This window comes from Lentibacillus halophilus, from assembly GCF_055395055.1.
The window spans coordinates 2,023,600-2,036,288 of record NZ_AP043750.1 but is presented as its reverse complement, the minus strand read 5'-3'; the positions used below and the strand labels follow the sequence as shown (position 1 = coordinate 2,036,288).

Annotated in this window: 17 protein-coding genes and 1 other annotated feature; all 17 genes read right to left on the bottom strand. The window is 43.9% G+C overall.

The window, feature by feature from the left end; all coding sequences use genetic code 11:
• Window positions 1-13: 13 nt before the first annotated feature.
• Entirely contained in the window at window positions 14-205 is a 192-nt protein-coding gene (locus ACZ5Q7_RS09950) for a DUF2905 domain-containing protein (RefSeq protein ID WP_343752664.1), read from the bottom strand.
• Window position 206: 1 nt separating this feature from the next.
• Window positions 207-1,208 (bottom strand): Holliday junction branch migration DNA helicase RuvB, encoded by a 1,002-nt coding sequence (ruvB, locus tag ACZ5Q7_RS09945; RefSeq protein WP_343752663.1) that lies wholly within the window; start codon window positions 1,206-1,208, stop codon window positions 207-209.
• 18 nt (window positions 1,209-1,226) lie between these two features.
• Window positions 1,227-1,829: a Holliday junction branch migration protein RuvA gene (ruvA, locus tag ACZ5Q7_RS09940; protein ID WP_343752662.1), complete on the bottom strand. Its 603-nt coding sequence runs from the start codon at window positions 1,827-1,829 to the stop codon at window positions 1,227-1,229.
• A 118-nt stretch (window positions 1,830-1,947) separates the two neighbouring features.
• A complete protein-coding gene (locus tag ACZ5Q7_RS09935; RefSeq protein ID WP_343752661.1) occupies window positions 1,948-2,679 on the bottom strand; it encodes a YebC/PmpR family DNA-binding transcriptional regulator in 732 nt (243 codons plus the stop codon).
• A 139-nt stretch (window positions 2,680-2,818) separates the two neighbouring features.
• A complete protein-coding gene (locus tag ACZ5Q7_RS09930) occupies window positions 2,819-3,379 on the bottom strand; it encodes a YhcN/YlaJ family sporulation lipoprotein (protein WP_343752660.1) in 561 nt (186 codons plus the stop codon).
• Between the two features lie 65 nt (window positions 3,380-3,444).
• Window positions 3,445-4,179: an NAD(+) synthase gene (gene nadE, locus ACZ5Q7_RS09925; RefSeq protein ID WP_425542381.1), complete on the bottom strand. Its 735-nt coding sequence runs from the start codon at window positions 4,177-4,179 to the stop codon at window positions 3,445-3,447.
• A 173-nt stretch (window positions 4,180-4,352) separates the two neighbouring features.
• Window positions 4,353-5,327, bottom strand: coding sequence for a SafA/ExsA family spore coat assembly protein (gene safA / locus ACZ5Q7_RS09920; RefSeq protein WP_425542375.1), 975 nt, complete (start codon window positions 5,325-5,327; stop codon window positions 4,353-4,355).
• Window positions 5,328-5,464: 137 nt separating this feature from the next.
• Window positions 5,465-6,316 carry a prephenate dehydratase gene (gene pheA / locus ACZ5Q7_RS09915; protein WP_343752658.1) on the bottom strand — a complete coding sequence of 284 codons (852 nt, stop codon included), beginning with the start codon at window positions 6,314-6,316 and terminating at the stop codon, window positions 5,465-5,467.
• Window positions 6,317-6,351: 35 nt separating this feature from the next.
• Window positions 6,352-7,635 (bottom strand): GTPase ObgE, encoded by a 1,284-nt coding sequence (obgE, locus tag ACZ5Q7_RS09910; protein ID WP_343752657.1) that lies wholly within the window; start codon window positions 7,633-7,635, stop codon window positions 6,352-6,354.
• Between the two features lie 9 nt (window positions 7,636-7,644).
• Complete coding sequence (locus tag ACZ5Q7_RS09905; protein ID WP_343752656.1) at window positions 7,645-8,172, bottom strand: Spo0B domain-containing protein; 528 nt, start codon at window positions 8,170-8,172, stop codon at window positions 7,645-7,647.
• 150 nt (window positions 8,173-8,322) lie between these two features.
• Window positions 8,323-8,613, bottom strand: coding sequence for a 50S ribosomal protein L27 (gene rpmA / locus ACZ5Q7_RS09900; protein WP_343752655.1), 291 nt, complete (start codon window positions 8,611-8,613; stop codon window positions 8,323-8,325).
• Window positions 8,614-8,630: 17 nt separating this feature from the next.
• Window positions 8,631-8,957, bottom strand: coding sequence for a ribosomal-processing cysteine protease Prp (locus ACZ5Q7_RS09895; RefSeq protein ID WP_343752654.1), 327 nt, complete (start codon window positions 8,955-8,957; stop codon window positions 8,631-8,633).
• A gap of 12 nt (window positions 8,958-8,969) precedes the next feature.
• On the bottom strand, window positions 8,970-9,278 hold the full coding sequence (gene rplU, locus ACZ5Q7_RS09890) for a 50S ribosomal protein L21 (protein WP_343752653.1): 309 nt from the start codon (window positions 9,276-9,278) through the stop codon (window positions 8,970-8,972).
• A 12-nt stretch (window positions 9,279-9,290) separates the two neighbouring features.
• Window positions 9,291-9,372: a sequence feature (ribosomal protein L21 leader region), on the bottom strand.
• A gap of 69 nt (window positions 9,373-9,441) precedes the next feature.
• A complete protein-coding gene (locus tag ACZ5Q7_RS09885) occupies window positions 9,442-10,308 on the bottom strand; it encodes a site-2 protease family protein (protein ID WP_343752652.1) in 867 nt (288 codons plus the stop codon).
• A complete protein-coding gene (locus ACZ5Q7_RS09880) occupies window positions 10,292-11,065 on the bottom strand; it encodes a M23 family metallopeptidase (protein ID WP_343752651.1) in 774 nt (257 codons plus the stop codon). Before ACZ5Q7_RS09880 ends, ACZ5Q7_RS09885 begins: the two co-directional genes overlap by 17 nt.
• A 121-nt stretch (window positions 11,066-11,186) precedes the next feature.
• A complete protein-coding gene (gene minD, locus ACZ5Q7_RS09875; RefSeq protein ID WP_343752650.1) occupies window positions 11,187-11,984 on the bottom strand; it encodes a septum site-determining protein MinD in 798 nt (265 codons plus the stop codon).
• A complete protein-coding gene (gene minC / locus ACZ5Q7_RS09870; protein ID WP_343752649.1) occupies window positions 11,977-12,663 on the bottom strand; it encodes a septum site-determining protein MinC in 687 nt (228 codons plus the stop codon). Before minC ends, minD begins: the two co-directional genes overlap by 8 nt.
• Between the last annotated feature and the right edge of the window lie 26 nt (window positions 12,664-12,689).

Below are 12,689 nucleotides of genomic sequence, written 5' to 3'. Positions count from 1 at the left end.
TCTCCTAACTATTTTAACGAAATTTCCCCACAATATAAAAGATAAGGGACAAAATAATGCTGACAACAATCGATGTCATGATAGGAAAATGAAAGGAGACATTTTCTTTTTTTATAACAATATCTCCCGGAAGCTTCCCGACGAGGGACCAAATCAAGCCAATGGCGATGAAAATAACGCCAATAACGATAAACATTTTTCCCATTTCAGCCGTCATCCTTTTTTAACCCAAGATGCTGGTACGCTTTCGATGTTGCCAGTCGTCCTCTGGGTGTGCGCTGAATAAAGCCAATCTGCAGCAAATAGGGTTCGTAAACGTCCTCGATTGTCTGTGACTCTTCCCCGATGGTTGCAGCAATCGTATCCAACCCAACCGGGCCTCCTTGAAAACCATCAATGATGCCTGTTAACAGCATGTGATCGATATGATCCAAACCTTGCTCATCAACCTGGAGCATTCCCAGTGCATGCGTTGTCGTCGACAGGCTGACTTGATGCTCACCTTTTACTTGGGAAATATCGCGAACCCGTTTCAGAAGCCTGTTGGCAATACGGGGGGTCCCACGTGAGCGCCGAGCGATTTCAGCGGAGGCGTCATTCGTAATGGCTGTTTCAAAAATAGCAGCAGTGCGTCCCACAATTTCACACAAAGCATCCGGATCATAGAAGTCCAAGCGGCTCATAACCCCAAAACGATCTCTTAGCGGCGCTGATAGCAAACCGGCTCTTGTTGTTGCTCCAACAAGCGTGAACGGCGGCAGATCAATCCGGACGGAACGTGCACTCGGACCGGTTCCAATGACTATATCCAAAAAGAAATCCTCCATGGCCGGATACAAAATTTCTTCAACAGACCTCGGTAGCCGATGAATTTCATCAATAAAAAGAACATCACCAGGTTCCAATGAGGACAAAATCGCAGCCAGATCACCGGAGCGTTCAATGGCCGGACCTGACGTCGAACGGAACTGTACACCCATTTCATTGGCAATGATCGATGCCAAGGTGGTCTTTCCCAGTCCCGGAGGTCCGTATAAGAGCACATGGTCCAGCGCCTCTTCTCGCATTCTGGCCGCTTGAATGAAGATGCTCAGATTTTCTTTCACCTTTTGTTGACCAATATACTGGCTCAAATTGGCGGGACGGAGACTCCGTTCATCCGAGTCTTCGTCATGCTGCAGCTCCCCTGTCACCATCCGTTCTTCCATCATTATCCCACCTTATCACTATTCCATTAGTAATGCCAATGCTTTGCGCACCAGTTCATCCGTATTGGTGATGTTTTCTTCACGCAACCTAGGCGCAACCGCTCTGATCTCCCTGTCCGTATAACCAAGCGATTGCAGGACTTCTTCCGTTTCCTGAAGTGTCTCCGGCGCAGCATGTTCATCTTCCGCTGCCTTCGAATGATTGTCGGCACTCGCTGTAATGACAGGCATTTTCCCTTTCAAGTCAAGGATGATTTGCCTGGCTGATTTTTTGCCAACACCGGGCAAGCGTACCAAAAAAGAGTCATCTTCCCGCTCAATGGCATTCACAAGTCCACCGGCATCTGTGCTTCCAAGGATGGCCAATGCCCCCTTTGGACCAATACCCGAGACGGTTATCAGCTTTGTGAATAACTGTTTTTCTTCATTGTTTTGAAAACCATAGAGAATTTGTGTATCTTCGCGAACATAATGATATGTACTGATCGTTACCGGCTGGTTAATGTGAGCCTGAAAAGCGAATGGATTCGTGCAGACAATTTCGTAACCTATCCCTTGAACATCCACAATCACCGTTTCCGTTTGAACGCTGATAAGCATCCCATGAATATACGCTATCATTCGACCTTCCCCTTTTACCTATTTTAACACAATTGCCGTTCGACGAAAGAAAGAAACTTCCATTTCCTGTTTCAGCCGGAAATAGAAGTTTCACATGCTTTAACCGTTGTATATAGCGTCACTCTGTCGTTGCCATGTTATGATGGATATCCTGTGTATCTTCGTTGTCCTCAAGCATATCAATCAGATGAATCATTTTTTCCATATCTTCTTCATTAGGATTTGCGTATGTTTGCGGAAACATGGTCACTTCAGCCTCAGCAAGCTCATATTGATGCTCCCGCAAATAATCGCGCACATCTTGAAAATCTTCAGGAGCTGTATAAATTTCATAAGCCTCTTCCACCAGAGCGATATCTTCTGCGCCTGCTTCAATGGCTTCAAGCGTCATCTCTTCCTCATTAATTGTGCCATTCGTATCTTCAACAACGATGTAGCCCTTCCGATCAAACATAAATGACACACTGCCATTTTCCCCAAGGTTGCCGCCATTTTTCTTGAAAGCATGCCGGATTTCCCCCGCAGTGCGATTTTTACTGTCGGTCAACACATGGACGATAATGGCAACACCGCCGGGGCCGTATCCTTCATAGGTAATTTCCTCATAATGAACACCGTCCAAGCCACCGGTTGCTTTCTTAATGGCACGATCAATATTGTCATTCGGCATATTATCTGCACGAGCTTTATCGACAGCAAGTCTCAGTGATGCATTGGTATCAGGATTCCCATCGCCTTCTTTGGCTGCCGTATAGATTTCTTTGGCATGACGCATAAAAATTTTCCCTTTTTTTGCATCCTGTGCATTTTTGCGCTTTTTTATATTGTTCCATTTGGAATGACCAGCCATTGGACAATCTCCTCTCTCCGGAATTTCCTTTTTCACTATATCAAATATAGCCTTGTGGATAAAGAAATTCCTGCAAAGGACAGTACAAAAAAAGTGCCATACGCATGACACTTTAATCATATGGGTATTTTTCCGGTTGTTAAAAATCTTCTTCTTTCCTGTCCCGATTGAAAAACTCTCGCATAAATTCTTCCATATCGCCATTCAACTGATCCGGCTTGGAATCTTTATTGCGCATACGATCCCAAAAGATATCATCCGTATAGACATAAACCTCTTTCTCAGGGACCATATTCTGTACTTCTTTTTCCAAACGTTCTCGCATATCCGGTGGAGCAGAGGCATTGATCATAACGCCGACAACGATACGGTCATCAGCGACAGCCACTTGCGCTTGTTTCACTTTACGCTTTTGTTTTAATTGATCAGCAATCGACATGGACATTTCATTGGTGAACGAATCGCTTTGTGCATTTTCATCGCCATCATTCAGCCTCTTTTGTTCCGTCTGAGGATATCCGCCACGTTCACCGATATTTTCATCTTCCACGCCCTGCCGATCTTTTCGTTCCTGTTCTGTTTCATAATTGATTGGCTGTGTATCATTGTTATCCTGAGTTTGTTGACGATCATCGTCCGTACCGCAGCCAATCAAAACGAACGACATTAGTGGTATTACCACCCAATTCATTCCTCGCATGGAATTCCTCCCTTATCCTTAGCTTGGATAAAGGAGATATTTTTACAACCGTTAATTAAAGGAATTTAGAACGTACGATGGAACTGTTTCGCCGGATTCCGTTTATGCGCTGTCCGGCGATGCATGCGCTCGATGATGTGCTTATCCTTATCCGGGATGGCTTCCCCGTTCAGATAAGCATCAATGGTTGCATACGTTGTCCCCATTTCCTTTTCATCCGTTTGCCCTTCCCAAAGGTCAGCGCTCGGCTGTTTTGCCAGAATTTCCTGCGGCACGCCCAAATACTGCCCCATTTCTTTTACTTCACGCTTCAAAAATTCAACAAGGGGCAATATATCCACACCGCCATCCCCATATTTGGTGAAATAACCTGTATACCATTCCGCAGCGTTGTCAGTACCTGTAACCAAATATCCGTAATGGGAGGCAACCGTATAAAGGGTGCTCATCCGCAGGCGCGCACGCAAATTCGCATCGGACATCTGGTCACGCTCAGATCGGAAAGCCTCTTTTTGTTGCAATTTTTCCTGTATGTGACCATACATTATCTGGTGTGTCTCCGTCAGATCAACAGTCAAATGGTTGATGCCACTTGTTTCGATCACTCTTTCCGCATGTTGTACATCCTCGGAATGATTGTTAAGCGGCATTATAATAGCTAATGAATCATCCGGAAAAGCCCGTTGGATAAGATGAGCAATAACAGCTGAGTCGAGTCCGCCGCTCACACCGATCACCAAACCGTTGACACCGGCATCATATACAGCCGATCGCAGCCATTGCACGATATCATCAATCATTTTTTCCACAATCATCACCCTTGTTTGGTTCGTTTCTGTGTTAATCATATCATGTTTACTGTATTATTTAAAAAGAATGGTGACGTCTTACCCGCTTTTTCACACTGAAGACGTATATTTTTTCCGGATGATTAAATCATTATAAGCCGACTAATGGTACCTTTGTGTTTTAGTTACGCATGCCCCTGTGATTCACCATCATCGCCATAGGCAGCATATTGGGGGTCTCTATAACCTGGCGGCATCGGTTGCTGATAATGCGTATCCGGCGCACATGGATAAGTGAGCTGTGGCTTGGGTTCATGAATACCAAAATTCATACCTGGTTGCGCTGGCGGACATGGCGGTTGATGTGTTTGATAGGCCGTCATCGGATGATGCATTGGTTTTGCCGGCATTCCCATGCTTGCTGACGGGGCCATCATCGGTTGATATGGTTGGGGATGATGCATACCGGGATAATTCGGTTGAGGCTGATGGACGGGTTTATGCGGCATTGGTTGCTGCATCGGTTTATACACTGGGTGGTGATACATTGGTTTGGCGCCGCCGCATCCACAGTCGGGTTGGCCAGTATATGGTCCCATTCCGGTTGCGGGGGGACCTGGAAACGGTTGACCATGAAACGGTTGTGGCTGTGGCGGCATTTGTGGCACTGGCTGTGATGGGTGATGATACGGCATGGTTTCTTGTTTTTTAGATGGTGACCCCGGTGCTTTCTCCGGTGTTTTATAAGCTGGCACCTGTGGAAGATTAATGGTTGTGTAATGATTTATTTCCTGATCCATGTCTTGTTCTTGCTCCGTGCTTTGTTCCATGATAGGCACTTGCACTGTCTGTTGCTTCGGCACTTGAGGTTGGACGGAGCTTGGTTTTTTATCATCATCTTCCTTCATGATAGGCGTTGGCTTTGGAGATGTATCTTTATATGGTTTCTCCGTTGGTTTTTGTTTGTGTTTCTGGTCCGTATCATGCGTCTTAACCGGCTTTGATGAACCGGGTATTTTAATCTTCATGCCCGGCATAATCATATCTGGACTTGAAAGCTGCGGGTTCATATTCTTCACCTGTTCAAAATCTACATCATACTCCTTCGCTATTTCCCATAACGTGTCACCTTTTTGGACAATGTGAATTTTCAAATCCATTCCGGCTCCTTTCCCTGTCATTTCTATTTGGGCTAATCACACGTTATCAGCATATGCAGCAAAGCGGCAAAAGTTGAACTGTAATAAAACATAAAAAAGAAGCACCCGTTAATATGGATGCTTCATTTACGAAATGCCTAAATGTCCATATGATAAACCGGATATGTACCAAGTATGGTGACATTACATCCAAGTGCTTCCAACTCAGCGATCACACCCGGAAACAATACATCGTCATAGGATTCATTGACATCAACAATGAAAAAATAATTGCCGAGGCCTGTTTTCATGGGGCGCGATTCAATTTTGGAAAGATTCATATTTCGCCATGCAAAAGCAGCCAACACCTGATATAATGCTCCTGCATAGTCACTCGGAAGTGTGATCAGTAGGCTTGTCTTCTCTGTCTGCACCTCATGGTCAATGAAAACCTTTTCTTGATCACTGGCTAGTACGGCAAACCTAGTATGGTTATTTGTGTAATCATGAATGTTTTCCTGATAGATAGTCAACCCGTATTCACTGGCAGCAAGTTTGTTGCCAATGGCAGCAATACCACCATCGCTGTGACTGACCATTTCGGCTGCTTTCCCGGTTGAAGATGTGAAATGCAGCTCCGCATCCGGCATGTGTGCATGCAAAAATTGATGACATTGTGCAATAGCATGGCTATGGGAATAAACATGACCAACAGATGACAAGTCCCCATTGAAACCGGATGTAACAAGCAGATGTTGCTCGATGGGGACAACAATCTCGGCAACAATCGGAAGCCGTACCTGGTGAACCAGATAGTCCACAGTTAATTGCACCGTTCCCTCAATGGCATTCTCAAGCGGTACCACACCAATATCGATTTGACGGTCATTTACGGCGTCAATGCACTCCGGAATCGCTCCGAAGCTCTGTTTATTTTCCCCATTAAAAGCTGTATCAACGGCCAATTTGGTAAATGTCCCACGCGGACCTAAGTAGCCAATTTTCACCATCAATTCGTCCTCCTCTGCGATCAATCCTGTTGTGGTTAATCCATAAATTCAAACTCTGTCTCGAGCAATCGTATAATATCCCCGTCCTGGGCACCACGCTGGCGCAGCTCATCATCCACACCTATCTTCCGCAGTTGTCGTGCAAAACGCTGTACAGCTTCATCCTGTGTAAAATCGGTCATTTTATATAATTTCTCGACTCGCGGACCTGATAAAACAAATGCACCATCCGGATCCTTTGTAACCGTGAACGGAGTTTCCTCCTTATGATAACGGTAGACAACCTCCTTATCTGCATCTTCCTCCGGTTCGGATGCATGCGCCGGCATATCATCAAGCGTATCAGCAATGGCATACAGCATGTCCTGCAGTCCTTGTTTTGTCACGGCAGAGATCGGATATACCGAATCATTGTTTCGTAATGTCGCCTTAAATTTTTGAAGGTTCTCCTCAGCACCGGGCATATCCATTTTATTGGCAGCGATAATTTGCGGCCGTTCCATCAGCTTAGGATCATATGCTTCCAGTTCCTGATTTATTTTCACCCAATCAGCATACGGGTCACGTTCTTCAGTACCGGCCATGTCCACAACATGCAAAATAACTCTTGTCCGTTCAATATGACGCAAAAATTGATAACCAAGACCGACGCCTTCATGCGCACCTTCCATCAAGCCGGGTAAATCAGCAATAACAAAACTTCGCTGATCTTGTGTATCAATGACCCCGAGATTGGGCGCCAACGTTGTAAAATGGTAATCAGCGATTTTAGGTTTTGCTGCACTTATAGTGGATAAAAGGGTGGACTTGCCGACACTTGGAAAACCAACCAAGCCAACATCTGCTATTACTTTCAATTCCACTTTAATTGTCCGTTCTTGACCGGGCTCTCCGTTTTCAGACAATTCTGGAGCAGGATTTCTGGGTGTTGCGAACCGTGTATTCCCACGTCCGCCCCGACCGCCTTTGGCAATGACCGCTTCTTGCTGATGCGTCGTCAGATCAGCCAGCACGTCATCTGTTTCAGAATCCATTACAGTCGTACCAGGGGGAACGGCGACGACAAGTGGATCTGAATTTTTTCCATGCTTATTTTTGCTCATGCCATTTTCTCCACGCTTGGCTTTGAAATGACGGTTATAACGAAAATCCATCAGCGTATTCAAGCCTTCATCAACTTTAAAAATAACATCACCGCCATGACCACCATCTCCACCGGCCGGACCACCCTTAGGAACATATATCTCCCGTCTGTAAGCGGCAAGTCCGTCACCGCCATCTCCCGCTTTTACGTAAACACTAACCTGATCTACAAACATTTTGTCACCTCATTTACACGGAATGTCTGCGGTGCATAATAAGCCATTGTCGTGTTCAATGGCTTTTACCGTTTGTCCGATATTATTTAACATATCCTTTAATGCCGGTAAATCCGCAAATGTGCCGGTTATCAGCCATCTCAATTGCAGCATATCTTCATCGTTGTCATCAATAAGCACATGTATGTCATACAGTTTCGAAACATCAGCCTTGCTTTCTGCCGAGTGCATGATAGCGTTACACCATTTCACCAGCAACGAATCCATATACTGTAAATCCCTGTTTTTCGTATGTATCGAATAGGTTAAACGAAAGTTGGGATGAAATGTATCCCATTGAAAAACATATAAGGCAAAAAAAGGAGCATTCAAGTTTACCAGTTTGCTTTCTTCCTGTAATTGTTGGGTGTAATCCTTTAGTTTCGCTCTCGCTTTTTCCAATTTCTCCATACTCAAATAGCCATCCACAACCTGGAGCTGATTCAATACATCATGCCGATACCGTCGCAGCAACTGTATGACATCCTGTTCCTCCATGGTTTCCCCCTTCGACTCATGACTCATACTCATGGGTCCAGTTGTTTGCAAACAAAACCACCAACGAAAAAATGATACCAAAACCGTCCCAATATCATACAAAAACCCCAGCCAAACATGACTGGAGTCTGTTCTTTCCGCTTATTAAGCTTATGCTTCTTTAGCAACCGGATAAACACTTACTTTTTTACGATGGCGGCCCATGCGTTCGAATTTAACAACTCCGTCAATTTTGGAGAATAACGTATCATCGCCTCCGCGACCCACGTTCATTCCTGGATATATTTTCGTACCGCGTTGACGAAAAATAATCGATCCACCAGTTGCAAACTGACCATCTGCAAGCTTGGCACCCAAGCGTTTTGATTCTGAGTCACGGCCGTTTTTCGTGCTTCCAGTACCTTTTTTCTGAGCAAAAAACTGCAAATCGAGACGTAGCATCCTATTGCACCTCCTTTTTAGTCGTGAATATAAATATTCTCGCCGTATTCTTTTTCAATTGTCTTGAGTGAAATAACCATTCCTTCCAACAAAGTTTGGGCTTTTTTCATCGCATCAACGGTTACTTTCTGTGGAACGGTAACGCGAAGAAAGCCACCTTCACCACCCTGCTCGATTGGCAAGTCCATTTCACCCAACTCCATTATCGCGTTCACAGAACCAAATGTTACGGCTGAAACTCCAGCACAGACTAAATCATAGCCATATGGTCCGCTTTTGGCATGACCGGTTACTGTAAACTGTTTTATTTGACTATGTTGACGATATATATCGACATAAATCATACCGATACCTGCTTATCCATTGATTTGATCAATGACTACTTTGGTATACGGCTGGCGATGTCCTTGTTTACGCTGATAGTTTTTCTTCGGCTTGTACTTGAATACATTAATCTTCTTTTGACGTCCATGTTTTTCCACTTTCGCTGTAACCGAAGCGCCATCAACATATGGAGAACCGACTTTCACATCGTCCCCACCGATAAGAAGGACGTTATCAAATGTAACAGATTCGTCAGCGTCTGCGTTCATTTTTTCGATATAAACTTCTTGTCCCTCGGTAACCTTTACTTGTTTACCGCCTGTTTCAATGATTGCGTACATACTTGCACCTCCCTAATGACCAAGACTCGCCATCACAGGCATCCCCGTACAGACAAGGATTTATGAGCCTGTTGCTGAGCGGTTGTAGCATTGGTGCTACGATAAATAACGTGTAGATAATATCATGATCGGGTGGCTGTGTCAATAAACGGCACATAAATCATCATGATATATGGCGCATGATTTCCCCCATTGGCTTATCGTACTGACGTTTATAGAAATAGTTGTGTAAACAATCCATTTCATTAATGGATTGACGGATACCCCCAGGAAATATGACATGAATCGTATGCTGTTTATCCCGGTAAAACTTATGGAACACATCCATCAATAAGCCGTAGCAAGAGACTTCTATAAAACCGGTGTGTGTTACATTTATGTCACCTTGATACCTGCGCAGAAGGAATCGCATAAACACATACGATCGTTCCTTCCAGTTTTTTCGGTTATCCATGGTCAGAAAGGAAAACAACAAAAATGCACTCAATGTAAACGGAACAGCCGACAATAGCAAAACGATAAGCAAAACATTCAAACACAACGAAAATAAAATAATGGAATAATACGCCTGGCGATAAGGGAAAAACGCCGACATAATCAGAAAGACCAGTTTCCCTCCATCGAGTGGCCATATTGGTAACAAATTAAACAGCAATATAACCGTATTGTAAAAGAAAGCGATATCTATCATTCCAGCAGGAACGAACTGATTACCGGAGAGCAGAAACAGAATGATATAAATCCATACGTGCTGCATTGGGCCTGCAATGGTAACCAACACTTCCTCATGAAGCGGTCTTGTTCCATGTTCGTCTGTATCCATCACTCCACCGAATATCCACAAAATAATACCTCGTATCCGCCAGCGAAAGATGCTTGCCATGATAAAATGACCGAATTCATGAACAACAACAATGCTTAATATTGTCATTAATTCCACAAATGTTCCTGTTAAAAAAGAAATGATAATAAACACGAGCAGCACAGGATGTATATGAATGGACGGCAGCAGTTTACGAAGCGTCGTCAACTTTAATCACCTGAACAGGATCCACATATGCGTCTTCTTTTTCAATGGCAAAATAAACATTTTTGCTGCCGTTATTGGGATTAAAAGTCCCCAGGGCTTGTCCGTCCTTAATAAATTGGTACAAATGAACATCGATAGCATTTAAATGACCGTAAACTGTTTGACTGTTGTCAGCATGCTGAACGATAACTTTTTTCCCTTTTTGTTTATCATTTCCAGCGAATATAACGACACCGCCCTGTAATGCGGAAACTTTAGATGTCGTCTCAGGTGACAGCATAACGCCTGTGCCATTCGCCTGGAACGTTTCAGAAACACTTCCGTTAACCGGAAATGCGAGTGCTTGTTCTTGATCCTTTGTCTGGTTACCGTCAGGTGTTAATGCCAACGGTGCACCGAATGTTTCCTGGTACCATTGATTCACGCGTGCAAATGGAAATTCTTCCGTCAATGCATTTTCCGTCCATTGTTTCGGTTTAGACAGCATAGGATGGTCTGTTCCGAATAATAAAGCCGCAGCAAAGAAAAGCATCACCGACAGCATGCCTTTCAGGACAATGCCGGAAATATTGCGGTCTTTGTTTTTCGGAGATAATGATGAACGATCTGTGAACACAGGAAAATAACCGTGTTTTTCCTCTTCTTGTGGAAAGGACGTCGATAATAACTGTTTATCCGCCCGTTCATCAGACGTTGGTCCCCGCAATCTTTTACGGCGGTTAATAGATTTTCTGACTTTGTTGATCCCTTTACTCATTTATCTCACAACCCTTATCACACGTTTGTACGAGTATATGAGATAAGTTTGCGAACTATGATGGACGAGCGAATGATTCATTAGCATTCAACCGAACTCTGCTGTACTTTTTACTTGTCGCTCAAGACCGTATGCCCAGAAAATGCTTAACCTTTTTCAACATTCCTTTGTCTTCTTCCAAGGATTGTAATGGTACTGTCTCCCCCAATATTCGCCGGGCTATGTTTCTATAGGCAATAGATACTTTTAAATTTCCTTCAAGTGCAATAGGTTCACCATTGTTCGAAGCCTTGATCACTTCATCGTCATCCATGACAATGCCAATAAGATCAATGGAGAGAATTTGAATAATATCATCTATATCCATCATGTCCCCATTTTTCATCATATGATTCCGGATCCGGTTGATAACCAGTTTTGGCGGGTCAATCGATTCATTTTCCAATAATCCGACAATACGATCGGCATCCCGGACACTCGACTTTTCCGGTGTTGTTATAACCATCGCTTTGTCGGCCCCTGCCACAGCATTTTGGAACCCTTGTTCGATACCGGCGGGACAATCAATAATAATATAGTCATAGTCTTGTTTCAATTCACTGATGATGGCCATCATTCCATCCATAGTGATAGACGTCTTTTCACTCGTCTGTGCAGCGGGCAGAAGCGCCAAGTCATCAAATCGTTTATCCTTGATCAATGCTTGTTTGAGTTTGCAACGTTGTTCCATAACGTCGACGATATCGTAAATAATCCGATTTTCAAGCCCCATAATGACATCAAGATTTCGGAGGCCTATATCTGTATCGATCAGGCAAACCTTTTTCTCCATCAAGGCGAGAGCAGTACCAATATTTGCAGTTGTCGTCGTTTTGCCTACGCCTCCTTTACCAGAAGTGATCACAATGGCTTCACCCATTAAGCATTCTCCTTTCGAACCCGTTTATATCCTTCCGTTTATGTGAAAGAACTTGCAACCGGTCAATCACGATTTTATCCTCTTTTTCGTCAATAAGTCCGCATTCCATATAAATGCCTTCTGCATCATAGTCCGGAGCGCGGCTGATATAGTCGGCAATTCGGAGTTGATTCGGTTTCATAAATGATGCAGCAATCACCGCATCACGATCACCGTTCGATCCGGCGTGGGCAATACCATGCAAACTCCCCATAATAAAAACATTTCCTGTTGCAATAACCTTGCCCCCAGGATTAATATCGCCCACCAATAATAAATCACCGACATATTCAAACACTTGACCGGAACGCACAATTCGATTGACAACTTTGATATCACTTTCCTTTTTCCATGTTAAGGCTTCGTCGCGGTGGACAACATTAGAATCAAATGATTGGATAACAAAGCTGTTTTTGGAACTTAACTGTTCACTTATTTGTCTTTTTTGATCATCACTCAAATAGCGATCGCCCAGTTTAACGGTAACGGGAACAACAGGCTCATCTTTTTTGGGCCTGTATTCCGAGAGTTTATCACTGAGTTCGCTCAGTACATCCTCAAATGAACTGTGATCATCAATAAATAATGTCAATCCTTCCTTTGTTCCTTTAATTGTAATCATCTGTTTCGAATCAAGCACGATGTTTCCCCCAATCATTCCATTGA